Here is a 22,468-nt window from a genome sequence, read left to right as displayed (position 1 = left end):
GCGCGATTACAGCCCCAATTCGGTCAAGCCTGGGTGATCCGCCGGACGCGGACCTTGGGGCCAATGAAATTTGCGCTCGGCCTCGGCAATGGGCAGATCGTTGATGGAAGCGATACGACGCTGCATGCGTCCATCGGCGGCAAACTCCCAGTTCTCGTTGCCATAGGAGCGATACCACTGGCCGGAATCATCGCGCCACTCATAGGCGAAACGCACGGCGATATGATTATCGCTCCAGGCCCACGCCTCCTTGATCAAACGATACGCCAACTCCCGCGCCCATTTGCGCTGCAGGAACGCTTCAATCTGCTCCCGCCCCTGCATGAATTCCGCGCGATTGCGCCACTGACTCTGCTCGGTGTAGGCCTGCGCCACCTTATGGGGATCGCGCCCGTTCCAGGCGTCTTCGGCCATGCGCGCCTTCTGCTGCGCTGTCTGTTGGTTGAATGGCGGCAGCGGCGGACGCGGTTGTTCTGCTGTGGTCATGAGCTCTCTCCTTCAGAGTGAAATAGTTTCGCAAACGGATGAGACAGACTTGTCTCACTCTTGTATGAGACAGATCTGTCTGTCAAGATGTTTTTCTGAATCTTGAGGAGCCCCCATGCCGCAAACCACTGAGCGCAAAAGCGCCCGCGACCGCCTATTGGAGACCGCCAGCCGCCTGTTCTATCAGGAGGGATTGCGGGGCGTGGGCATCGACCGCATCATCGCCGAAGCCGGGGTGGCGAAGATGTCCTTCTACCGCAACTTCCCCAGCAAGAATGCGTTGATCGTGGCGTTTCTTGAGCAGCGCCATACGCGCTGGATGGAATGGTTCCAAGCCGCTGTGAAGCAACGCCTACAGACCGATCCCAACTGTGGCCTCACCGCCATCGCCGACGCCCTGGCCGAGTGGTTCGCCGAGCCCAGCTATCGCGGCTGCGCCTTCATCAACGCCATGGCCGAGGGCGGCGTAGCGTTGGACCCGGCAGTGCGCGGGGTGGTGATGCGGCATAAACAGGAGCTGGCCGACTGGGTGGCGGCGTTGGCGCAACAGTTGGGCTTGGATGAACCGCAGATGCGCGCAGCGGCGGCCATGGTGGCCATTGAAGGGATGATCGTGCGCTACCAGATGACCGGCGATGCGCAGAGCATCGCCGCCGGACGCGCCCTGCTGGCGGTGTGTGGCCAGCTCCCCGCTGCGCAGCGTTGACAATTTCCGCCCCATAGCCAACTCTGACGCTCCTGGAGCGCGCTGCGCTCCGCCAACCTGAAGCTCCGCTGTATGAACGCCATCGCCCACATTCTGAGCCTGCCCCCCGCACAACGTCTGCACAGTCGTTGGCGCAACGCCTCGGCCAATCTGCGCGGCATCGCCTGGATGCTGCTGGCGGGCTTCTGCTTCACGCTGATCGCCACCTTGGTCAAACAGTTGGGCGAGCATCTGCATCCGTTCCAGATCATCGCCTTTCGCGGCGTGGCCGGGATGCTGTTTCTTGCGCCGATTCTGTTGCGCAATGGCGGCGCGCTGCTGCGCACGTCGCGCCCCGGCATGCACCTGGCCCGCGCCGCCATGGGCGTGGCGGCTATGGGGACCACCTACTACGCCTATGCGGTGCTGCCGCTGGCGCAGGTGACGGCGCTGTCATTCACCACCCCGCTGTGCATGATCGTGCTGGCGGCTCTGTTCCTGGGCGAACCGGCGGATTGGCGCCGCGCCCTGGCCACGGCGGCGGGCTTTGCCGGGGTGCTGCTCATCGCCCGACCGAGCGGCGTGGAGCGGTTCGATTCCCACCTGTGGCTGGCCATCGCCAGTCCGTTTTTTATCGCCGGAGTGCGGGTGATCATCGCTCGCCTCACCCCCACCGAGGCGACGCTCACCATCGTGGGCCGCTTCTCCATCGCCGCCACTCTGATCATGCTGCCGCTGGGTCTGTGGGCCTGGCGCGACCCCACCGGGATGGAGTGGCTCATGCTGGCGGCGGTGGGCGTCATCGCCACCGGCGCGCAGTCGGCCATGGTGCGCGCCTACGCCGAGGGCGAAGCCACCGTGGTCACCCCCTTCGACTACGCCAAACTGCTATTCGCCGTGGCGCTGGGGTTCGCTTTGTTTGGCGAAATCCCTGACGCCGACACCATCACAGGGGCCATTGTCATCGTCGGCAGCAACTTCTCGGTGGTGCTGCTACGCAAACCCCGGGAGCGCGCCGCCGATGTCTGACGCCAACCACCACCCGCAAGCGCCGCAATTGAGTTGGCGCGACGGCGACGCCCCCTTCAGCGAGGCGTTCGGCGATATCTATTTCAATCCCGAACATGGGGAGGCGGAGTCGCGCGCGGTGTTTCTCGATGGCGTGGGGCTGCCCGAATCCTGGCGCGGACGCGCGCGCTTTGTCGTTGGCGAAACCGGCTTTGGCACGGGGCTGAACTTTCTGCTCACCGCGCAACTGTGGCTGCAGAGCATGCCGCCTTCGGCGCGGCTCCACTTTGTCTCAGTCGAGGCGTTCCCCCTCAGCGCCGAGCAGCTGCGGCGCGCTTTGGGGGCGTTCCCCGGCCTCAGCGACGTCGCTGCGGAGTTGATCGCGCAGTGGCCGCCCGCCATCCCCGGATTTCACACCCTGGTTTTGGCCAGTGGGCGCATCACGCTGCATCTCCTTTTGGGCGAGGCGGAAGCGATGCTGGCCAATCTCTGCCTGCCGCCCACCGCCCGCGTGGATGCCTGGTATCTGGATGGGTTCGCCCCGGCGCGCAATCCGCAGATGTGGCGCCCAGCGGTGTTGCGGCAGATCGCCCGCCTCTCCGCCCCCGGCGCAAAACTGGCCACCTTCACCGCCGTGGGGCAGGTGCGACGCGACTTGGAGTCGCTCGGTTTCGCCATGGCCAAAACGCCCGGCTTTGGCGACAAGCGCGAACGCTTGATTGGAACCTACCGCGCCGACGCGCCGACGCCGTCCTACGCCGAGCCCTGGTTCGCTCCCAGCGAAGCCCCCAGGCCGGACGGCCCCATCGCCATCATTGGCGCCGGGGTGGCCGGGTGCGCCAGCGCCCATCTGCTGCGACAGGCTGGACGCGAAGTCATTCTGATCGACCGTCACGCCGCCGTGGGGCAGGAGGCGTCCGGCAACCCCTCAGGCATCTTCATGCCGCGCCTGACCCTGGAGCAGTGCGCCGACAACCGATTGCACGCCATGGCCTGGGTGGCGGCGCTGAATCTCTACGAACGCGCCTACGCTGACGATCCCGTCATCTGGCGCCAGCGCGGCGGCATTCTGCAACTGCCGGAAGATGAGAAGGAGGCGGGGCGTTTTGGGCGCATGTTGAGCAACGCCGGGTGGCCAGAGGATCAGGCGCGGCGGGTGACGCCCGCACAGGCGCGCGCCCTCAGTGGCCTGCCCGCGCAGCAAGAGGGGATCTGGTACGCCCAGGCGGGCTGTCTGTGGCCCGGGCGTCTGTGCCAATGGCTGGCCAATAGCGCGCCACAACGCTTGGGGCGGGAAGTCGCCGCCATTGCGCGCCATGGCGAGACCTGGATTCTGCGCGACGCCGATGGCGGCGTCATCGCCGAAGCAGCGGCGGTGATCTCCGCGCTGGGCGCCACTGGCGGCCCTATCGCGCCGGATCTGCCGCTGCAAGCGATGCGCGGCCAGTTGAGTCTGCTCACCCCCAGGGCCACCCGCGCGCAGCGGAGCGGCGCGCTGTTCGGCGGCTACCTCACTCCGCCCTATATTGATGAGCAGGGACAGACCCGACAAGTGCTGGGCGCTACATTTGCCCCATGGGATAACCCGTCCGACGCCGCGTGGCGCACGCTCCACGCCGCCGACCACGCCTTCAATCTGCAACAGCCGCGCGACCAGTGGCCCGCGCTGGCCGACATCCTGCCAGAGACTTCCGCCGGGGGGCGCGCCGCCCTGCGCGCCGCCACCCCGGACCATCTGCCGGTGAGCGGGCCGCTGCCGGACGCCCACGCCTATATCTCGGATTATGCGAAACTGTATCAGGGCAAACGCGGCGGCCCCTTCCCCGCCGCGCGCTATGCGCCGGGGCTATTTGCGCTGGGCGGTCTGGGTTCGCGCGGACTGCTCACCGGTCCACTGATGGCGCGCCAGTGCGTCGCCACGCTATTGGGCGCCCCCTGGCCCCTACCCATGGATGTGGCGCGCCATGTTCACCCGGCGCGCTTCCTCGTGCGCAAGCTGAAAAAGCAACCGCCCGACCTCTCCCGCAGTTGAGTCAAACCTGAGCCACCCTGGACGAAGGTGCGCAACACACGCGCCGAATCGCCCCACCTCCCAACGTATCAGTGGTTGTCCCCAGCCGAAGCAATCGACTATGTTTGAAGAATTGCCGCCTGCAAAGGTCTGGCGCAGCACTGACCCGCGCCAGCGCCCTTTGCGACGCGCATCACCGGAAGATCATGGAGCGCGTTCACCATGAAGCGGATTGCCCTCTTCGCTGTTGTCCTGAGTCTGTGGGCTGCGCCCGCCAGCGCCTGGGCGATGGATGTGCTGATCCAGGATCTCCGGCGTCACGTTGAGGCGGGCGATCTGCACGCCGCGGTGCGCGATTTAGGCGCGGGGGCCGACGTCAACGCCCGCACCATCAACGGCATGACGCCGCTGATGTGGGCCGCCCAGGAGGGTCATGTCAAACTGGTCCACTATCTGGTGGCTAAAGGCGCCGACGTCAACGCCCTGTTCGGCGACAAGCAATCCTCCGCCCTGATCATGGCTATCGAAGGACTGCATGAGGATGTTGTCCACGCTCTGCTCAAACACGGCGCCGACGCCAACTTCCGCCCCCGTTCCGGCGGTACGCCGCTGCTGCGCCTGTCGCGCTTTCGTCTGGCCAAGTGGGAGGAGCGCCGCCGCGCGCTGATCATTGTGCGCCACCTGCTGCGCTATAATGTGGACGTCAATGCACGCGACAACCGCCAGCGTACGCCGCTGATTCTGGCCGCCCAGTCAGACAATCCCGAACTGGTGGCGATGCTGCTTAACCACGGCGCCGAGGTCAATCTGCGCGACAAATATGGCGAAAACGCCCTCATGCGCGCCATCGAAAAGGGCGCGATGAATATCGTCCATCAACTGCTGGATAACGGCGCCGACGTCACCCTTAACGACGCCTGCGGCTGCAGCCCGCTGCACATCGCGGCGGAACGCGGCGATAGCGCCATCGTCAGCCTGCTCCTTCAGTATAAGTCGCCCATCGACGCCCCGGACGCCGATGGCTACACGCCGCTGATGTTTGCGGTGCGCGGCAAGCATCCGCAAAACGTCTCCCTGCTGTTAGAGCATGGGGCCGACCGGACAGTGCGGGATCATGACGGCAACACCGCCCTGATATTGGCCGACCGTTTGGCATTGCAACAGATCCATGACTTGCTGGCCGCCCAAGAAGCAGTCGCCAAATAAGCGCCCACATGCTGTGGTGGCGCGCCATGCTCGCTTGCGCGCCAAGAACAACGCGTGTAAATACCCATGATGTTTTGGGATTATGCCACCAACGCCAAAGCGCATTGTGGGAACGGCGCGCTTGTGCCATCATTCGGCATCCCATGACATGACGCCACCGCTTTGCGGCAGGCCCCCTTTGACGCAGTTATCAGGAGAGAGAGCTCATGATCAAGCCTCATGGCGCAGACGCCTTAACGCCGTTGTTTGTATACGATTCCGAGAAGCACCACGCGCTCGCCAAGGAAGCTGAGTCCCTCCCGTCGCTGTTGATCAACTCCGCCGCCGCCGGCAACGCGGTGATGCTGGGCGCGGGCTACTTCACTCCGCTCAAAGGCTTCATGAATCTGGCCGACGCGGTGTCGGTGTGCGAAAAGATGCAGACCACCGACGGCCTGTTCTGGCCCACCCCGGTGCTGAACATGACCGATAACGTCGCCGCCATCGGAGACGCCAAGCGCATCGCCCTGCGCGACCCCAACGTCGAGGGCAACCCGGTGCTGGCGGTGATGGACATCGAAGCCATCGAAGAGGCCTCCGACGCCCAGATCGACGCCATGTCCGAACAGGTCTACGGCACCACCGATCCCGAGCACCCCGGCGTGAAGACCTTCAAGAGCCTGGGCAAAACCGTTCTGTCCGGCCCCATTGAAGTGCTGAACTTCAGCTACTTCCAACAGGACTTCCCCGACACCTTCCGCACCGCCGTGGAGATCCGCAACGAGATCCAGGAGCACGGTTGGAACAAGGTGGTGGCGTTCCAGACCCGCAACCCCATGCACCGCGCCCACGAAGAGCTGTGCCGCATGGCGCAAAAAGCGGTCAACGCCGACGGCATCCTGATCCACATGCTGCTGGGCAAACTCAAGCCCGGCGACATCCCCGCCCCGGTGCGCGACGCCTCCATCCGCAAAATGGTGGAGCTCTACTTCCCGCCCAACACCGTGATGATCACCGGCTACGGCTTTGACATGCTCTACGCCGGTCCGCGCGAAGCGCTGCTGCATGCGGTGTTCCGTCAGAACTGCGGCTGCACCCACTTCATCGTCGGTCGCGACCACGCTGGCGTGGGCGACTACTACGGCGCCTTTGACGCCCAAACCATTTTCGACACCCCCATCGTCGCCGAGTCGCTGCTGATCGAAGTATTCCGCGCCGACCACACCGCCTGGTCCAAAAAGCTCAACCAGGTGGTGATGATGCGCGACGCGCCGGACCACACCAAAGAGGACTTCGTCCTGCTGTCGGGCACCAAAGTGCGTGAAATGCTGGGCCAGGGCATTGCCCCCCCGCCGGAGTTTACTCGCCCTGAGTGCGCGAAAATTCTGATGGACCACTATCAGAACAGCTAAATGAGAAAATCGCAGCGCCCTGGCGAACTTTCGCCAGGGCGCTCGGCCTTATTTATAGAGAAAACCGTTTGATCACCATCCACGCTTAATACAATTAAATCAGACTATTTTTTTCAATACTGGACCGCATAACGCCCGTCACGATACTATTCCACTGTCGCCCATTTTATCAGGACCGCCATATGAATCGTGATTCCGACAGCCTGCCCTCATCGCTGAGTGAAACTGAAGCCGAAGAAGCCCTCGCCATACAGTTGGCTGAAATGGGCGAGGATGACGATTGGCTGGAAGACCCCTCCCTGCGCTCCGAGAATCAGTGGGCCGAGGAGACGGTCAAAGCGTTGGAAGTGATGGCTGTGGCCGAGCAGACCATTGCGGAATTGGTCGGCAGCGCCAAAGCGGGCGAGCCGTTGGACCTGAGCGAGATGGACCTGTCGGTCAATCAGATGAACGCCTCCCTGGCGCGGGACCCCGAGGCGCTGCTCAGCCTCTCCATGCTGCGTGAGTTCGATGGCGAAGGGTTTGATCACGCCATCAACGTCTCCATCTACTTGATGGCCATGGCGCGCAGCATGGAGCTGGACGAGCAGACCGTCACCACCATCGGCATGGGCGGCATTCTGCACGATATTGGCAAAGCGCTGCTGCCGCAGAAGCTGATCCACAAAATCACCCCGCTCAGTGGTGACGAGCGTGATCAGATCGAATCCCACGTCACCATCAGTCTTGATCTGCTGCAAGAGATGAAATCGGGACGGGACCGCATCATCCCCCTCATCGTCAGCCAGCACCATGAGCGCCTGGACGGCAGCGGCTATCCCAACGGTCTGGCGGGCGACAAAATCAGCCTCTATGGCCGCATGGCCGCCGTGTGCGACTGCTTCGACGCCATGAGCTCCCAACGCACCTACCGCAAGGCGCGCCCGCCCAATGAGGTGCTGGGTGAATTGATGCTGGAGGGGCGCGTGCGTCGCCGTCTGGATCAAGAGCTGGTGGAGCGCTTTGTGCGCGTGGTGGGGGTCTACCCGGTGGGCTCGCTGGTGCGCCTGGCCGATGGCCGCGTGGGCGTGGTGATGCGCAACAACCCGCAGGACCTACTGCGCCCCAGCATCAAGGTGATTGCGCGGGACAATGGCGCCACGCCCATCACTCCGCAACGACTGGACTTGAGCAAACGCCCCAAAGGGGTGGAGGGGTTGCGCATTGTCAGCCATGAGTCGCCCGCAAGCATGCGCATCGACCCCATGAGCTTCATGCCCTCGCCGGAGTCCTACAGCACCCACTAAGCGCTCGTTTGAGCGTTAGCGCATTGATGACCGCCCCACCCCGACTCGCCGCAACGGCTTGGCTTTAACCTGTTTAGCGAATCGCTTGCGCCAGTTCGTTGGCGAACTCTCGATTGCCCACCACCATCATGCCGCCATGGAAGATGTCGATATCGGCGTTGCCATCCAAGCCGCAGGTCACGCCGCCCGCGCCCTGAATGATGGGGAACGCGGCGGCCACGTCGTAGGGCTCCACCTGGTTCCAAATGCGCGCATCGAACTTGCCTAGCGCCACCATCGCCGCATCGAACGCCGCCGAGCCGGTAATGCGCGTGGTGAAGGCGCGTTTGGCGATCTCCTGATAGCGCGCAAAAGCCGCCTCCCCCAAGCGATAGAATTGGTTGTCATAGGCCACCAACGCTTCACTGAACTGATGGCGTGGCGAACTGGTGATCACCCGCGTGCGGCCGCCATAGTTCTCATGGGTGGGGCCTTTGCCTGCGGTGAAGTTGTACAGCAGCAGATCGTAACGCGGGATGTGAATGAATCCCGCCAACGGGCGATTGTCCGCATCCAGCAGCGACACGGCGATGCCCCACTGTGGCAACCCATAGTGATAGTTGTGTGTGCCGTCCAGCGGATCGATCAGAAATTTCAACCGCTTGTCTTCGCGGAAGCGGCGCCAGTCAGCCATCTCTTCGGAGTAGATGCCCGCATCGGGAAAGCGCCAGGCGATGCCCTCGGCCAACAGTTTGTCGGCCATCAGATCCTCTTCCAGCACAAACTCATGGGGCGCTTTCATGCGCCGCTCGCCTTCGGCCCGCGCCCCCGCCTCATCGCCGGGATCGGGAAAGTGACGCGCCTCAAAACGCCGCAGCAGCAGCGCTCCGGCGTCCTGAATCAAGGGGATGAGTTTGCTCAGTTCAGCGGGCGAAATGGTCACGGATCTTCCGCCGCTGGAGTTTGCCGCTGTGGGTTTTGGGGATCTCATCGACAACCTCAATCACCGACGGCAACTTATGGGTGGAGAGCTTCTCACGGCAGATGGCGCGCACCGCTTTGATCAGTTCATCGCGGTCCACACTGGGATCCTTGGGCGCCACCGCCACCGCGATCACCTCGCCATGCACCGGGTCCTGTTTGCCCACCGCCACACAGCCCAGTACGGCGTCACAGCCGTAGATCACCTCTTCGATCTCGGCGGGCACGATGTTGATGCCCGATTTGATGATCAGATCCTTCTTGCGGTCGGTGAAGACGAACACGCCGCCCGGCTCTTCACGCCCCAGATCGCCGGTGTGGAACCAGCCATCCACCACCACTTCGTTATACAGCGCCTCGTTCTTGTAGTAGCCGACAAAAACGTTGGGGCCTTTGAGCAGAATCTCGCCATCCTCGGCGATGCGACACTGGTTGCAATCCAGCGCCACGCCGATGCTCCCCGGCTCCCATCCGTCCACAGTGGGGTCATCCACATGGCTGGGGCCGGTCTCCGAGAGACCATAGAGATTGGCCACCTTGACGCCATAGGTCTGCATGAAATCGCGCTGCGACTCCAGCGGCAAAGTGGAGGAGCCGCAACCGATAAAACGCAACGCGGAGAGGTCCAAACCGGTCAGGTCATGCTTGAGCTTGAGCAGCATCAACAGCACCGAGGGCACCACCTCGGTGTAGTTGATGCGATTTTCCGCCAGCACCTGGAAGAAGTTGGCGCGCAGCTTTTCGAACCCTTGCGAGGTGAACAGCGGCGAGCCAGCCAACAGCGCGGGCAGGATGTTGTAGTTGATGGAGGCGGTGTGGCCAAACGGCAGGAACGCCAGTTGGCGGGTTTCGGCGTCGAACCGAAAACCGCGATTGATGCTGTCGATGAGAGCGAAGACGTTACCGTGGGAGTAGAGCACTCCCTTGGGGTTGCCGGTGGTGCCGGAGGAGTAGTAGAGACACGCAATGGCGTCGTCGTCGGGCTCCTCCGCCGTGCAGGCGATGGGTTCCAGCGCCGCGACCTGATCAGGCGTCAGCGCGCTCATCTCGCCGATATAACGGGTGATCAAATCCTCACGATCGGTAATCAGCAACCCCGGCTGCACGTAGGTGAAAATCCGCGCCAACTCCCCCACGCTGGAGAAGTAGGGAATCGGGTTGAACACCGCGCCATTGCGCAGACAGGCGATGTAGGCGGCGATCCACTCAATGCCGTTGGGCAGCACCACCGAGACCACCTGCCCGCTCAATCCGGACATGGCGCGATTCCAGATATCCGCGCGCGCCAGCAGATCGGGGTGGGAGATCGTGCGCCCCCCCTCCACTTCGGTCACGCCGTGGGGGGAGCCGCTCAAGCTCCGGGTGATCTCTTGCAGCCAACGGGACATGCGGATCTCCAGGTTGGGGCGAGGGACTTACGCGTCGCCGTTAATCAGCGCCAGAATGCCGGCAATGGAGGAGAATGCGGTGATATTGGCGGCGGTGGCTTCGACATCGAACGCCTCCTCCACCCGCGCCACCACCGACATGTAGGCCATGGAGTCCCACTCGGGATAGTCGGCCTCATTGGCGTCGTCGGCGATGTCGTCGCGGCCCAACTCTTCACGCAAGATCGATTTCAGGGTTTCCAGTTTGTTGCTCATGATGGCGTGGCGTCCAAAGCGGTTAGCAGAGGCTCCAGATCGATTTTCACCGTATTCGCGGGCGTTCCCACCCGCGCGCACAACGAACTGGAGAGAAACAACAGCACAGCAGGCGGCTGCGCGAACATCTGTTCGGGCGCCGCGATCGGCAGCCCGGAACCGGGCAGACGACGCCCCTGTTTGCGCGCATCGCGGTCGAAACAGACGCCCAGACGCGCCGCCAGAGCCGGCGCATGGGCCAGCAACAGCGCCGTGCTGCCGCCCGCGCCATAGATGGCGTTGCGCGTCGCATCGGCATGCAGCGGCAACGCCGCCAACGCCTCCGGCAGACGCGCCAGCGCGGCGACCAAACGCTCCGCCTCCTGCAGACCCAGGGTCGGTTGTGGCGTCACAGGAGCGCCGGGGGCAAGTTCATACAGATGGTAGAGCACCTCATCGTGACGCAAGATGCGTCGCAAACGCAGCCCCGCACGCGCCATCAACTGACTCAGCGTCTCGCTGCGAAACAGACTCAGATGCTGATGCAGCAGCGCATAGTAGGGCGCATTGGCGCACAACCACGCCAGATTGGGAACCTCCACCAGCACATGACCGCCCGGGCGCAACAGCGCAGCGATGCGCTGCGCCGCCGCCAGCGGGTCGGGGAAGTGCTCCATCACATGGAACAGCGCCAACAGGCCAAAGTGGCTGGTGGGCAGATCCACCGTCAGGAAGTCCCCAGCGATGGCGTGGTCCACGCTGGCGATCACATCGGCGTTGAGCGAAAAGTCGCAACTCCAGGTCTCAGGGGACTCGCCGGTCAACTGTGCGGCAAAACCGTTGCGCCCGCCGCCAACCTCCAACACCGGAGTGCTGGTCAGCGCCTCGCCCAACTCAGCGCGGGCCATCTCCAATCGCGCCACATTGCCTGCCGGATTCTCCACATTGAACGCCTCGCCGGTATAGAGCTCGGCGATGAAGTCGGCGTCCATATCCTGCAACTGCAGATGGCCGCACTGCGGGCACACATACAGCGCGATGGGCGCCTGCGCGGGCAGCTGCCCATCCGGCTCAGGCCAGATCCGACTGGGAATCTCGGCATAGCGGGCGACGCAACGCGGATGCGCCGCGCCGCACACACGACAAGCCGCCAGCTCCTCGCCAGCAGCCCCAGCCTGCGCCTCGGCGGCGTGCGCGCTCATGAACGCGGGAACAGGGCGCCGATGCCGTAGTCGGTGTGATTGCCCGCGTCGAAGTACTCCTCCACGCGCCAGCGCGCGTCGGTGGCTGGATCGGCGCGGAACTCGCGCCAAAATTTGGCGCAACCGGCATGGTCGCTGGCGTAGATGTCGTGGTGCGCCATCACCCCATCTTTGGCCAGCAGCGGCGCATAGTTGGCGTGGTCGGATTTGACCACGTCATACTCATGGCCGCCATCCACGTGGATCAGGTCGAACGGACCGAACATCGCCGCCTTGCGCACCACATTGGGATCGGTGGAGTCGCCGGCGATGTAGACCAGATTCTTAAAGCGCATATTGGCCACCAGCGCATCGGTGCTGATGCCCCAGGGCGCCACCCAATCCACCGCCACGATCTCGTCGAACTGGAAAAACTTGTGCAAGATGGTGTTGGTGAATCCGGCGGAGAAACCGACCTCCAAAAAGCGTTTGAGCTTCTTCCCCGTATCGCGCTCATAGGCCTTCAGGGCGAACACCAGATCGGCGAACTCCACCGCATTTTGCATCCAGTGGGAGCCCGAGCCGTCATACATGCGATAGCCGCCGATTTCGGCGTTGCTTTTGTGGCGGAAGAACTCCACCAGCTCCTGCTTGTAGCTGTCGGAGAACTCAAAGCGGTCATAGATGTACTGGGTCGCGGTCATATCTTGGGCGTCTCTCGTCGGCGGTTGCGCTTAGGCGTTGTCGGCGCTCAGGTAGTTGGTCAGGTCGTAGTAGCGATTAACCGAGTTCTCATTGTCGAAGTAGCCGCGCAGGTAGAGGTTATCCCCCAAAATGCGCGCCTGATCGCGCGAGAACACCGACGAGTAGGGCGTGCACTTGTGCACTTCCGGTCCGCGATCGGTCTCATCCAGGCCATACATGTGCGCCAACGGACCCTCATCGCCGAAACCGTGCTCCAATTCATGCAGAATGGCGTCGATGGACTGCGGACGCTCAATGCGGAAACGGAAGTCGATCACCGACACCCCGGCGTAGGGCACCACGGTGTAGTTGACCAGAAAGCGCTCGGGATTGAGGAACGGCAACAGCATCGGCCCCTGCTTCTCCAGGGTGCAGAATTTGCGCAGCAGGGTGTCGTATTTAGGGTCGCCCAGCTTGTAGTGCTGGATATTGTGAATGACGTTGACGTCGGCGTCGAGCACGCCCCACTTATCATGGACAAACTGGGCCAGCGGCGTAAACGCGTTGACGGTGCAGGAGCCGTAGGAGATCACCTTGGCGCCGTCCAACGGCTCCACGTGGTTGAAGCCGTAGATGACCGTTTTGTCACAATCCCAGGAGGTGGCCGAGACATTCACCAGGCGGGTGTTGCCGGTGAGGAACGGCTGACAATCCTTGCGCAGCGTGTTCTTGCCGGAGCACTCCAGGAAGATCTCGGGCTCGCCGATCCAGGGAATCTCATGGCGCGGCGCGGTGGTGTAGATGATGCTGTTCTTGACCCCGTCGGCGCTGGTGAAGGTGATCTCATTTTCGCGCACGCTGATTTTGTAATACTTGTTGATGGGCACATAGATCTCATCTTCGATGATCTTGAGCGCCTGCTCCAGCGTGAGCTTGTCGTCATTGATCCAGGCGATTTTGAAGTTGGCGTGCTCGCTGCGGTCCAGCCAGTATTTGAGCAGGTGCAAGCCAAAGCGTCCGAAACCGTTCATACCGGTGAGGGTGGACATTGTGCTTCTCTCCTGGGGCTTTATGAAACTCGGATCACCCCGGCGCGGGCGCCCTCGACGCCGAAGCGGGCGGGCAAACATCAGGCGGGGTCATTGAATATATAAGCCGCGCATTGTATGAACCCACGCCGCCGAGGTCAATTGATCACGCGATTTGGCTCTTCCCCCCTGCGCCTGGGAGCTCCGCCAACCAATGGGCCAGATCCGGTTGCGCGTCGATCACCCGCACCCCTTGCGCCGCGCGGGGCGGATAGCGTAGCTGCGCGGTGGGCTCGAAATAGACGCTGGGTTTGCCCGCATGACGCGCCAACAGCGCGGTGCTGGTAAATGGCGCGGAGATGGCGGCGACGATCTGCGGCGCATCCAGCAGACGGGCGGCGTTGACCTCGGGATCCAGCATCACCACGTCGGGCTCCTCGGCCAACGCCTCCACCGCATGCAGATAATGGGGAACCGCTTCCGGGTTGAAGCGTTTGCGTTTGAGCGCCATGGTCAGCCCCGCCGCGCGCAGTTGCGCATGGGTCTGGCGCAAGAACGCCACCATCGCCGGCCCGGTGTAGAAGGCGTGCAGCAACCCCGAATGTAACGCATGCCGGTAACTGAACGGCGTCACATCAAACACCGCCACGCACCCCTCCGGCAGATCCGGCAGCGGCGTATTGGAGTCGCTCAACGGGATCGGCCCCACCACATGGGCCTGGGTGGGCAGCCCATTCTGACTGGCCACAAACGCCCCCTGTTGCGGCGTCCACACCTGATGGTGCGGCCAATCCATGATATTCATGCCGGGGAACGGCGGCGCCGGACGATGGGTGCGCGGCGCTGTGGGTTCGGAGTTGGTGGAGTACCACACCAGGTGGGTCTGACCGCCATGGGCGTCCAGCCAGTGGCTCCATAATGGACGATGCAGCGCGTTATCCAGGGTAAAACGCGCCTGCGTTGGGCGCAGCGCCGCAGGCAGGGCGCGCAGATGCTCCAGCAACACCGCTTCACGCAACAGCGCCGGAGCCCACCACGCCCCCAACGGCCAGCGCAGGGTCGCCATCAATGCGCGCCAGATCACCAAGCCGCTGGCGCGCAGCCGCGCGCCAACCCCCGGCACCCGGGGGAACAGTTGCCCGGTCAGACGCAGCCCCGAAGGGTGCGCCCCTTCGGCGCCTCCGTAGATGTGAATATAGGCGGGCAGATCGCCGCCTTCGCTCAAAGCCCCCGACGCATGCCAGGCGCCCAACGTATGGATGGGGTCGCCCACGCGCCAATCGGCGGCAGGCAGATTGCCGGTGCGCAGATTGACGCACAGGGCGTAGGGCGCGGCGGGCCGTTCCGGCCCGCGCCAGATCATGCGCAATCGGCGCGCGACTTCCGCCATGCCGCCGACATAGAAGATGCGCTGCGCCCGCAGCCACTGCCAGCGACAGCTCCACACACGCGGACGCAGCCCCAACCCGCGCAACCGCTTGCGCCAAGGCTGTGGCAGCGGCGCGCTCACCCGTCTGTGCGGGTCAGCCATGCCCGCCATCAACTCCGGCAGAAACACCACCGCCTCGCGCCGAATACAGAGAATCTGCCGCACCTGCCGATCCAGCAGCTCGGCGTCCATCCCCTTGGGCAGCAGCCCCCACCCCGCCCAGCGCCCCAGCCCCAGCGGGGTTTCGCTCAGACGCGAACCGAGGCGCAGATTGCCCAGGGCGTCATCGCCAGTAGCCAGCGCCCGCGCGCCGCGCAGCAGCCGCAATCTGCGCCTGCGCGCCCAGCCCTGCTTGAGCGCGCGGATCACGACGCCGCCTGCTGACCCACCGGTCCGCCCAGCGAAAACTCCGCCATGCCCACGCCGCGGATCATCCAGAAACTGATCACCCCGCACTCGGCGGAGCCGGACTGCTCGGGGAAGGTGAGCCGGAAACCGCGCCGCCCCTCTTTCAGCCACGCCTCCAGCGCCGCCATCTCCGCCTCATCGCGCACCGCATAGCAGATATGATGGAACCCCAGCGGATATTTGGCCGCGCGCCCTTCGCGCACGATGTACTCCTCATGCAGCCCCATCACTGCGTTCCAGCGAAACGCCACCCGGCACCCCTGGGTGGCGTCCTCATGGAACGCCTTTCCCAGTTGCGCCTCCAGTTGCGGCAGCTCCGCCGGATCGATCACCACGCCGAGGTGGTGTTTGGTCAATTTATCGAGCATGCGGCGAACTCCTTAACATGAGGCCAGTGTGATCTGTGCAGAGCATAGCGCGCCCGCCTCGCCCCGACAATGCGGCGGACGGAAGGATTTTTTCCTTAAGCCTGCGCCATGGCGCGTCGATAAGAGCTGTGAGAAGGCGCCGTCAGAGCGCCTCCACAAAAGGGAAACGTTGTCGCCATGCGCGGCGCGTTATTGTCATCATGAAGGGAATCCGCCTCAAGGGAGCCTCGCCTCAACCGCAATAACCAATCCAATCGCACGTCTCATCCCGGGCAGAGTTGGCCCGGTAAAATAGCTCAACTCATCCCAGCCACGGAAGGACCGTCTCAACTACGGAACATGCTGGGAGAACTCTCATGCCGCTTTACGTCAACACCAACGTTGCGTCGCTGAATTCGCAACGTCGTCTCTATACGGCCACCAACAATCAGTCGGAGTCCATGCGCCGCCTGTCATCGGGCAAACGCATCATCAATGGCATGGACGACGCCTCGGGCATCGGCATCGCCAATCGCAAGATCGCGCAGATTCGCGGCCTGCACCAAGCCCAACGCAACGCCAATGACGGCATCTCCATTCTTCAGGTCGCCGACGGCTCCCTGGAGGAGGTCGCCAACGCCCTGCAACGGGTGCGCGAACTCTCGGTGCAGATGTCCAACAGCTCCTACAGCACCTCCGACCGCAGCAATGCGCAGACCGAGATCGATCAATTGCTGTCGGAGATCAACCGCATGGCCAACGAGCATACGTTCAATGATATGAACATCCTCGATGGCGGCTACGCCAACCAGCAGTTCCACATCGGCGAGAATCAGGATGAGGTGATGTCCATCACCATCCCCTCCACCACCATCTCGGCGCTGGGACTGACCACCATCGGCGTCTCCACCCAGGCCAATGCGGAAACCGCCATCTCCACCATCGATACGGCGCTCAACTCTCTACTCAACATCCGCGCCGAGTTGGGATCGAAGATGAACCGTCTGGAGAGCGCCATCTCCTCACTGGCGATCTCGGAGGCGGAGATGGAGGCCTCGCGCTCGCGCTTCCAGGATCTCGATGTGGCCAGCGAGACCGGCAACCTTACCTCCCGCTCCATCATCCAGCAGGCCAGCGTGTCGATTTTGGCCCAGGCCAATCAGCAGCCACAGATGGCTCTGCAGCTTCTCGGTTAACACAGTGTTCGTTTTTTTGGGCGGCCCGACGCGGGCCGCCCAGGCGCATAAATTTGTAAAAAGTTCCTAACTTTTTTACAAAACCAAAAATTTTTTGTTCCGTCATAGACCATATTTTGATTTTGCTCAGCAACTTTGCGTCGTACAGTGAAGCGCTTCAAACAGACCCCGGTCCGCTGATGCATCCTCAGGACGCGGGGCCTCACAAAGCATGAAATCTTATTTTCATCTCCAAACCTGTTAAGGGGGATTGCATGGCGCACATTGTTGTATTGGGGGGAGGCGTCGGCGGTTGGCCCGCGGCCTATGAGTTGCGCGGCGCGCTGGGTAAGGAACACACGGTCACCGTGATCAACAGCGGTTCCGAATTTCATTTCACGCCGTCAAATCCGTGGGTTGCGGTGGGTTGGCGCTCCCGTGAGGACGTCAGCCTGGATATGGCCGAGCCGCTGGAGCGCAAAGGGATCAAATTCATCCCCAAAGCGGCCAAAGAGCTCAAGCCCGACAATAACCAGATCGTGCTGATCGACGACACCGTGGTGGAGTACGACTACCTGGTGATCACCACCGGCCCGCGCCTGGCGTTTGAAGAGGTCGAGGGCCTGGGTCCGGACAACAACACCCACTCGGTGTGCACCACGCCGCATGCGGAGACCGCCTGCAGCGCCTGGGAGCAGTTCGTGCAGAACCCCGGCCCCATCGTGGTGGGCGCGGTGCAAGGCGCCTCCTGCTTCGGTCCGGCCTACGAATTCGCCATGATCATGGACGCCGACCTGCGCAAACGCAAAATCCGCGACAAGGTGCCCATGACCTTCGTTACCTCCGAGCCCTACATCGGCCATCTGGGCCTGGGCGGCGTGGGCGACTCCAAGGGCATGCTGGAGTCGGAGCTGCGCAACCACCACATGAACTGGATCACCAACGCCAAGGTGGACAAGGTTGAAGCGGGCAAGATGTTCGTCTCCGAGGTGAACGACAAGGGCGAAGTGGCCAAGCAGCACGAAGTGCCGTTCGCCTACTCCATGATGCTGCCCGCCTTCAAGGGCGTGGACGCCGTGGCCAACGTCGGCGACGACCTGTGCAACCCGCGCGGTTTTGTCAAAATCGACAAGCATCAGCGCAACCCCAAGTGGCCCAACATCTTCTCCGCTGGCGTGTGCGTGGCGATCCCGCCCGTGGAGCCGACCCCGGTGCCCACCGGCGCGCCCAAGACCGGTTATATGATCGAGTCCATGGTCACCGCCATCGTGCACAATATCTCCGACGAGCTGGCGGGCCGTCCGGTGACCCATGAGGGCACCTGGAACGCCATCTGCCTGGCCGACATGGGCGACACCGGCGTGGCCTTCGTGGCCATCCCGCAGATCGGTCCGCGCAACGTGGCCTGGATGAAGAAGGGCAAGTGGGTCCACCTGGCCAAGATCGGCTTTGAGAAGTATTTCATGCGCAAGATGAAATCGGGCTCCTCCGAGCCGATGTTCGAGAAGTTCCTGCTGCGCATGGTGGGCATCACCCGCCTGAAGTAAGCTGTCCACACGGGAGCGCCTTCATGGCGCTCCCGCTGTTTCTCCCCGCCGCAAGCCCGCCGCATCACAACGTCACTAGCCATAGCGCCCGCTCGGCGATAAACTACACGGTCTTAATCGATCACTTTCAGCAACGTTCCTCTCCGCAGCCCGGATTGCAACGTTGCGAGCCCCAACAGCAGGAGGCACCGGTGGCGGACGCCAAGGATCTCAACTCCCCCGAAGTCTATGCCGAAGCGCTGGCCCGCGCCGCGCTCACCGACGACGTCAACGCCCTGGCCGCTTGGCTGGCGGGCGATGAGAAGGTGGCGGACAACCCGTTTCACAAATGGTACCTCTTCTTTGCGCAACGGCTGGAGGATCTGGCCCCGCGCCCGGAGTTGGGATTCAAACCGCGCAGCAAGCAGATCGCGCCGGCGCCGAAGATCGGCCGTAACGACCCCTGCCCCTGCGGCTCGGGCAAGAAGTTCAAGCAGTGCCACATTGGCAAAGAGGAGGCCGTGGCCTGGAAGCTGGCCCCGCCCACCCGCATGATCCAATCGGTGGCCGCCGCGCAATTGATCCACCAGCTCTCCACCGAGCAGTTGGACGCCGTGCCCACCGAAGGCTTGAGCGAAGTGGCCGCCACCGAGATGGCCACCGTCTATCATGAAGCCGAACAGGTGGAGAAAGCCGCGCCTCTGCTCAAAGAGGTGCTGGACGGTCCGCGCAACGACGACATGATGCTCTACGACTACTGGATCGCCCGCTACGCCGAATGGCTGGTGGAGCTGGAGCGGGAGAAAGAGGCTGAAGAGTTCCTGCTCGACGAGTACGACGCCCATCGCGGAGTGGAGAAGCATCAGGTGGCGCAGAAGTTGGCCGCCTTCTACCTGGACCTGGGCGACCCCGACAACGCCGAAACCTGGATCGATAGCGCCATCGGCGGCGAAGCCGACAACCCCTTCAACTACTATCTGAAGGGGTTGATGCAGCATCAGACCGAGCGCTATGACGAGGCCTGCGCCGCCTACGCCACCGCTTTGGACATGGCCAAGACGGCCGGTCATGAAGAGGACAGCGCCATGCTGGAACTGATCAGCGACGCCCTGGAGCGCGCCAAGAACCGCCAGCCCCCCGATGAAGAGGAGCCCGGCGAGGGCGACCCCTCTGAGGCCGAGACGGTGATCAACCCCAACCCGGGCCTGTGATCGCTTGGATGTGTCAACAAACGCCGCACAACACTTTATTTTAATTGGACCTGAACGCTATGCACCGCACACACGCCTGTAACGACGTCCGCGAAAACCTGATCGGTCAGACCGTCACCCTGGAGGGCTGGGTCAATCGCCGCCGCGACCACGGCGGCGTGATCTTCGTCGACCTGCGCGACCGCACCGGTCTGGCGCAAGCCGTGTTCAGCCCCGAGCATGACGCCGCCATTCACGGCGAAGCGCACCAACTGCGCAGCGAATACGTAATTCGCATCGACGGCGTAGTGGCCGCGCGCCCCAAGGAGACCGAGAACCCCAATCTGCCCACCGGCATGATTGAGATCAACGTCACCAAGCTGACCATTCTCAACGCCTCCCTGCCCCTGCCGTTCCAACTGGACGAGCAGGTGGGCGAAAACACCCGTCTGCAGTATCGCTACCTGGATCTGCGTCGCCCGCAGATGCAGCGCAACATCATGTTCCGCCACCGCGTGATGCAGAGCATGCGCCGCCACCTGGACGAATCGGGCTTCATTGAGGTGGAGACCCCCATGCTCACCCGCAGCACCCCGGAAGGGGCGCGCGACTATCTGGTGCCGTCGCGGGTCAACCCGGGCCAGTTCTACGCCCTGCCGCAATCGCCGCAGCTGTTCAAACAGCTGCTGATGGTCTCCGGCTACGACCGCTACTTCCAGATCACCCGCTGCTTCCGCGACGAGGATCTGCGCGCCGATCGTCAGCCCGAATTCACCCAGGTCGATTTGGAGATGTCCTTCGTCGAACCCGACGATGTGATGAACCTGACCGAGGGTGTGGTGGCGCGCGCCTTCAGCGACGCTCTGGGCATTGAGATTCCGCACCCGATTCCGCGCATCACCTACGCCGAGGCGATGGACAAGTATGGTCTGGACGCCCCCGACGTGCGCATTCCCCTGGAGCTGACCGACCTGACCGAGATCATGAAGGGCTCCTCCTTCAAGGTGTTCAATCAGGCCGCCAACCTCACTGGGCGCGGCAATGAGCACGGTTTGGTCAAGGCGCTGAAGATTCCCGGCGGCGCCTCGCTCACGCGCAAGCAGATCGACGAATTCACCGAGTTCGTCGGCATCTACGGCGCCAAGGGTCTGGCCTATATCAAAATCAATGGCGACTGGAGCGAAGAGAAGTGGCAGTCGCCCATCGTCAAGTTCCTCTCCGATGACGAGAAACGCGCCATCGCTGAGGCCACCGGCGCGCAGACCGGCGACATCGTCTTCTTCGGCGCCGACAAGGCCAGCGTGGTCAACGAAGCGCTGGGCCGTCTGCGGGTGAAGATCGGCAAGGAGCTGGGCATCATCTCCGACACCCCGTTCGCGTTTGTCTGGGTCACCGACTTCCCGCTGCTGGATTGGGATAATGAAGCGCGTCGCAATGTGGCGGTGCACCACCCCTTCACCGCGCCCAATCCCGAGGATATCCAGCACCTGGACCAGGCCGACGGCGACTCGGTGGAGCATCCGCTGGAGAAGGTGCGTTCGCTGGCCTACGACCTGGTGCTCAACGGCATCGAAGTGGGCGGCGGCTCGATTCGTATCCACTCCCCGGAGCTGCAGAAGAAGATGCTGGGGCTGCTGGATATCGACGACGAAGAGGCGGAGGCCAAATTCGGCTTCCTGCTCTCCGCGCTCAACTACGGCGCGCCCCCCCACGGCGGTCTGGCGCTGGGGTTGGACCGTCTGGTGACCTTGATGCTGGGGCTGGACTCCATCCGCGAGGTGATCGCCTTCCCCAAAACCCAGAAGGCCACCTGCGTGCTCACCGAAGCGCCGTCGACGGTGGATCTGCCGCAACTGCGTGAGCTGCACATCCGCACCACCGCCAAACCCAAAACGGCAGAATAAGACGCAAAAGGCCGGGCTGATTGGATCAGCCCGGCCTTTTTTCATTCCGCAAATGCTCTCTCAGCCCTGGGCGCCCGCATTCACTCCGCAGAAAAACTTAGGCCTCTTCCTGGGCGTAGAGGCTCAGTTCCAACAACTGATTGAGCAACGTCTGCTTACCCTCGCCAAAGCAGGCGCCGAAGGCGTCGCCATCCAGCCGCGCCACCGCACAGGAGGTTTTCGCCTCCTCTTTTGAGCCCGGCCAGTTCAGCATCAGTTCATCATCCAGCTTCAAGCGCTGCATCAACTCCGGCGCGCTGACCAGAGCGCCGGTAATGCTGATCTGCATGGTGCGCGCAAGCACGCTCTGCTCCTGACCTTTGATGCGCAATTCGCACGGCAGATTCACCGGATAGCGCACCGCCCGTGGCGCGGCGTTGGCCTTGCCTTTGGTCAGCAGGCAGGAGGGAAAGTCGCGCTTATCCTGCATAATATGGTGAAAGAACCACTGTTTGAGGTCATCAAACAGAATAGTGGCGTTGGTGCCGCTGCCCCGCCCCGCCTCGGCCTCGCGTAGAATCACTTTCAGCGCGCCGGTGAACTCCTGACGCAACTCGCCATGACCCAGGCAGTGCTTTTGGTGCAGATCGGCATCCATACACGCCTTGAGCACGCTCTCTTCATAGCCAAGATGTTCCGCCAAAGCGCCTTCCAGTAGAGTGGCGGTCATTTTCACCACCTCAATACCTGCCTCGGCGAATAGCACATCACGCATGGTGGTCAGCAAAATCAGCAGCGTCTCATGCTGCGCATCCACATCCGGGAATCCCACGCACAACCGCTGATCCAGACCGCCATCCTGACCGCTGCGCCACTGCTCGCTTATACTGCGCTGCACGGTCGGACCGGTTTTATTGGAACAGTTCATACTCTTGACCCAAATATAAAGAGAGTTTCATCCT

20 protein-coding genes are annotated in these 22,468 nt (G+C 62.9%); 10 read left to right on the top strand and 10 right to left on the bottom strand.

Annotated features, from left to right (window positions below):
* Window positions 1-6: 6 nt before the first annotated feature.
* Window positions 7-486, bottom strand: a complete 480-nt coding sequence (locus MAIT1_RS18375; RefSeq protein ID WP_085445371.1) for a nuclear transport factor 2 family protein — start codon at window positions 484-486, stop codon at window positions 7-9.
* A gap of 115 nt (window positions 487-601) precedes the next feature.
* Between MAIT1_RS18375 and MAIT1_RS18370 the strand changes: the two genes are divergently transcribed.
* From MAIT1_RS18370 to MAIT1_RS18345, 6 genes are all read left to right on the top strand, one after another.
* Window positions 602-1,192, top strand: a complete 591-nt coding sequence (locus MAIT1_RS18370; protein ID WP_085445370.1) for a TetR/AcrR family transcriptional regulator — start codon at window positions 602-604, stop codon at window positions 1,190-1,192.
* Between the two features lie 72 nt (window positions 1,193-1,264).
* Window positions 1,265-2,200, top strand: coding sequence for a DMT family transporter (locus tag MAIT1_RS18365; RefSeq protein ID WP_085445369.1), 936 nt, complete (start codon window positions 1,265-1,267; stop codon window positions 2,198-2,200).
* Window positions 2,193-4,211: a bifunctional tRNA (5-methylaminomethyl-2-thiouridine)(34)-methyltransferase MnmC2/FAD-dependent 5-carboxymethylaminomethyl-2-thiouridine(34) oxidoreductase MnmC1 gene (mnmC, locus tag MAIT1_RS18360; protein WP_085445368.1), complete on the top strand. Its 2,019-nt coding sequence runs from the start codon at window positions 2,193-2,195 to the stop codon at window positions 4,209-4,211. The genes MAIT1_RS18365 and mnmC overlap by 8 nt, the downstream gene beginning before the upstream one ends.
* A 201-nt stretch (window positions 4,212-4,412) precedes the next feature.
* Complete coding sequence (locus MAIT1_RS18355; protein WP_085445367.1) at window positions 4,413-5,396, top strand: ankyrin repeat domain-containing protein; 984 nt, start codon at window positions 4,413-4,415, stop codon at window positions 5,394-5,396.
* A gap of 206 nt (window positions 5,397-5,602) precedes the next feature.
* Complete coding sequence (gene sat, locus MAIT1_RS18350) at window positions 5,603-6,787, top strand: sulfate adenylyltransferase (RefSeq protein WP_085445366.1); 1,185 nt, start codon at window positions 5,603-5,605, stop codon at window positions 6,785-6,787.
* Window positions 6,788-6,969: 182 nt separating this feature from the next.
* Complete coding sequence (locus tag MAIT1_RS18345) at window positions 6,970-8,073, top strand: HD-GYP domain-containing protein (RefSeq protein WP_085445365.1); 1,104 nt, start codon at window positions 6,970-6,972, stop codon at window positions 8,071-8,073.
* A 73-nt stretch (window positions 8,074-8,146) separates the two neighbouring features.
* Here the strand turns inward: MAIT1_RS18345 and MAIT1_RS18340 are convergent, their stop codons facing one another.
* From MAIT1_RS18340 to MAIT1_RS18305, 8 genes are all read right to left on the bottom strand, one after another.
* On the bottom strand, window positions 8,147-8,995 hold the full coding sequence (locus MAIT1_RS18340) for an inositol monophosphatase family protein (RefSeq protein ID WP_158089606.1): 849 nt from the start codon (window positions 8,993-8,995) through the stop codon (window positions 8,147-8,149).
* Window positions 8,976-10,421, bottom strand: coding sequence for a class I adenylate-forming enzyme family protein (locus tag MAIT1_RS18335; protein WP_085445363.1), 1,446 nt, complete (start codon window positions 10,419-10,421; stop codon window positions 8,976-8,978). The genes MAIT1_RS18340 and MAIT1_RS18335 overlap by 20 nt, the downstream gene beginning before the upstream one ends.
* Window positions 10,422-10,448: 27 nt before the next feature.
* Window positions 10,449-10,676 carry an acyl carrier protein gene (locus MAIT1_RS18330; RefSeq protein ID WP_085445362.1) on the bottom strand — a complete coding sequence of 76 codons (228 nt, stop codon included), beginning with the start codon at window positions 10,674-10,676 and terminating at the stop codon, window positions 10,449-10,451.
* Entirely contained in the window at window positions 10,673-11,857 is a 1,185-nt protein-coding gene (locus tag MAIT1_RS18325) for a class I SAM-dependent methyltransferase (RefSeq protein WP_085445361.1), read from the bottom strand. Before MAIT1_RS18325 ends, MAIT1_RS18330 begins: the two co-directional genes overlap by 4 nt.
* A complete protein-coding gene (locus MAIT1_RS18320) occupies window positions 11,854-12,540 on the bottom strand; it encodes a class I SAM-dependent methyltransferase (protein ID WP_085445360.1) in 687 nt (228 codons plus the stop codon). Before MAIT1_RS18320 ends, MAIT1_RS18325 begins: the two co-directional genes overlap by 4 nt.
* A 30-nt stretch (window positions 12,541-12,570) precedes the next feature.
* Entirely contained in the window at window positions 12,571-13,569 is a 999-nt protein-coding gene (locus MAIT1_RS18315; RefSeq protein ID WP_085445359.1) for a glyceraldehyde-3-phosphate dehydrogenase, read from the bottom strand.
* Between the two features lie 145 nt (window positions 13,570-13,714).
* Window positions 13,715-15,346, bottom strand: coding sequence for a polysaccharide biosynthesis PFTS motif protein (locus MAIT1_RS18310; RefSeq protein ID WP_085445358.1), 1,632 nt, complete (start codon window positions 15,344-15,346; stop codon window positions 13,715-13,717).
* Complete coding sequence (locus MAIT1_RS18305) at window positions 15,343-15,753, bottom strand: hypothetical protein (protein WP_085445357.1); 411 nt, start codon at window positions 15,751-15,753, stop codon at window positions 15,343-15,345. The genes MAIT1_RS18310 and MAIT1_RS18305 overlap by 4 nt, the downstream gene beginning before the upstream one ends.
* Window positions 15,754-16,109: 356 nt before the next feature.
* Between MAIT1_RS18305 and MAIT1_RS18300 the strand changes: the two genes are divergently transcribed.
* The 4 genes from MAIT1_RS18300 (at window position 16,110) to aspS (ending at window position 21,527) form a co-directional block, all read left to right on the top strand.
* A complete protein-coding gene (locus MAIT1_RS18300) occupies window positions 16,110-16,928 on the top strand; it encodes a flagellin N-terminal helical domain-containing protein (protein WP_085445356.1) in 819 nt (272 codons plus the stop codon).
* Window positions 16,929-17,182: 254 nt separating this feature from the next.
* Window positions 17,183-18,454: an NAD(P)/FAD-dependent oxidoreductase gene (locus tag MAIT1_RS18295; RefSeq protein WP_085445355.1), complete on the top strand. Its 1,272-nt coding sequence runs from the start codon at window positions 17,183-17,185 to the stop codon at window positions 18,452-18,454.
* Between the two features lie 191 nt (window positions 18,455-18,645).
* Window positions 18,646-19,644 carry an SEC-C metal-binding domain-containing protein gene (locus tag MAIT1_RS22095; protein ID WP_198947934.1) on the top strand — a complete coding sequence of 333 codons (999 nt, stop codon included), beginning with the start codon at window positions 18,646-18,648 and terminating at the stop codon, window positions 19,642-19,644.
* 59 nt (window positions 19,645-19,703) lie between these two features.
* Window positions 19,704-21,527, top strand: a complete 1,824-nt coding sequence (gene aspS, locus MAIT1_RS18285; RefSeq protein WP_085445353.1) for an aspartate--tRNA ligase — start codon at window positions 19,704-19,706, stop codon at window positions 21,525-21,527.
* A 97-nt stretch (window positions 21,528-21,624) separates the two neighbouring features.
* Here the strand turns inward: aspS and MAIT1_RS18280 are convergent, their stop codons facing one another.
* The gene (locus MAIT1_RS18280) at window positions 21,625-22,434 is read right to left on the bottom strand and encodes a PilZ domain-containing protein (RefSeq protein ID WP_085445352.1); all 810 of its coding nucleotides are present in this window, start codon (window positions 22,432-22,434) and stop codon (window positions 21,625-21,627) included.
* Window positions 22,435-22,468: the final 34 nt, after the last annotated feature.

Source organism: Magnetofaba australis IT-1, from assembly GCF_002109495.1.
Classification (GTDB): Bacteria; Pseudomonadota; Magnetococcia; order Magnetococcales; family Magnetococcaceae; genus Magnetofaba; species Magnetofaba australis.
The sequence above is the reverse complement of the archived record's forward strand: the minus strand, read 5'-3'. Positions and strand labels throughout refer to the sequence as shown.

What these genes read in the sequence shown, in the direction of transcription:
- MAIT1_RS18375 (WP_085445371.1), bottom strand. Translation starts at nt 486, where the DNA reads ATGACCACAGCAGAACAACCGCGTCCGCCGCTGCCGCCATTCAACCAA.
- MAIT1_RS18370 (WP_085445370.1), top strand. Translation starts at nt 602, where the DNA reads ATGCCGCAAACCACTGAGCGCAAAAGCGCCCGCGACCGCCTATTGGAG.
- MAIT1_RS18365 (WP_085445369.1), top strand. Translation starts at nt 1,265, where the DNA reads ATGAACGCCATCGCCCACATTCTGAGCCTGCCCCCCGCACAACGTCTG.
- mnmC (WP_085445368.1), top strand. Translation starts at nt 2,193, where the DNA reads ATGTCTGACGCCAACCACCACCCGCAAGCGCCGCAATTGAGTTGGCGC.
- MAIT1_RS18355 (WP_085445367.1), top strand. Translation starts at nt 4,413, where the DNA reads ATGAAGCGGATTGCCCTCTTCGCTGTTGTCCTGAGTCTGTGGGCTGCG.
- sat (WP_085445366.1), top strand. Translation starts at nt 5,603, where the DNA reads ATGATCAAGCCTCATGGCGCAGACGCCTTAACGCCGTTGTTTGTATAC.
- MAIT1_RS18345 (WP_085445365.1), top strand. Translation starts at nt 6,970, where the DNA reads ATGAATCGTGATTCCGACAGCCTGCCCTCATCGCTGAGTGAAACTGAA.
- MAIT1_RS18335 (WP_085445363.1), bottom strand. Translation starts at nt 10,421, where the DNA reads ATGTCCCGTTGGCTGCAAGAGATCACCCGGAGCTTGAGCGGCTCCCCC.
- MAIT1_RS18330 (WP_085445362.1), bottom strand. Translation starts at nt 10,676, where the DNA reads ATGAGCAACAAACTGGAAACCCTGAAATCGATCTTGCGTGAAGAGTTG.
- MAIT1_RS18325 (WP_085445361.1), bottom strand. Translation starts at nt 11,857, where the DNA reads ATGAGCGCGCACGCCGCCGAGGCGCAGGCTGGGGCTGCTGGCGAGGAG.
- MAIT1_RS18320 (WP_085445360.1), bottom strand. Translation starts at nt 12,540, where the DNA reads ATGACCGCGACCCAGTACATCTATGACCGCTTTGAGTTCTCCGACAGC.
- MAIT1_RS18315 (WP_085445359.1), bottom strand. Translation starts at nt 13,569, where the DNA reads ATGTCCACCCTCACCGGTATGAACGGTTTCGGACGCTTTGGCTTGCAC.
- MAIT1_RS18305 (WP_085445357.1), bottom strand. Translation starts at nt 15,753, where the DNA reads ATGCTCGATAAATTGACCAAACACCACCTCGGCGTGGTGATCGATCCG.
- MAIT1_RS18300 (WP_085445356.1), top strand. Translation starts at nt 16,110, where the DNA reads ATGCCGCTTTACGTCAACACCAACGTTGCGTCGCTGAATTCGCAACGT.
- MAIT1_RS18295 (WP_085445355.1), top strand. Translation starts at nt 17,183, where the DNA reads ATGGCGCACATTGTTGTATTGGGGGGAGGCGTCGGCGGTTGGCCCGCG.
- aspS (WP_085445353.1), top strand. Translation starts at nt 19,704, where the DNA reads ATGCACCGCACACACGCCTGTAACGACGTCCGCGAAAACCTGATCGGT.
- MAIT1_RS18280 (WP_085445352.1), bottom strand. Translation starts at nt 22,434, where the DNA reads ATGAACTGTTCCAATAAAACCGGTCCGACCGTGCAGCGCAGTATAAGC.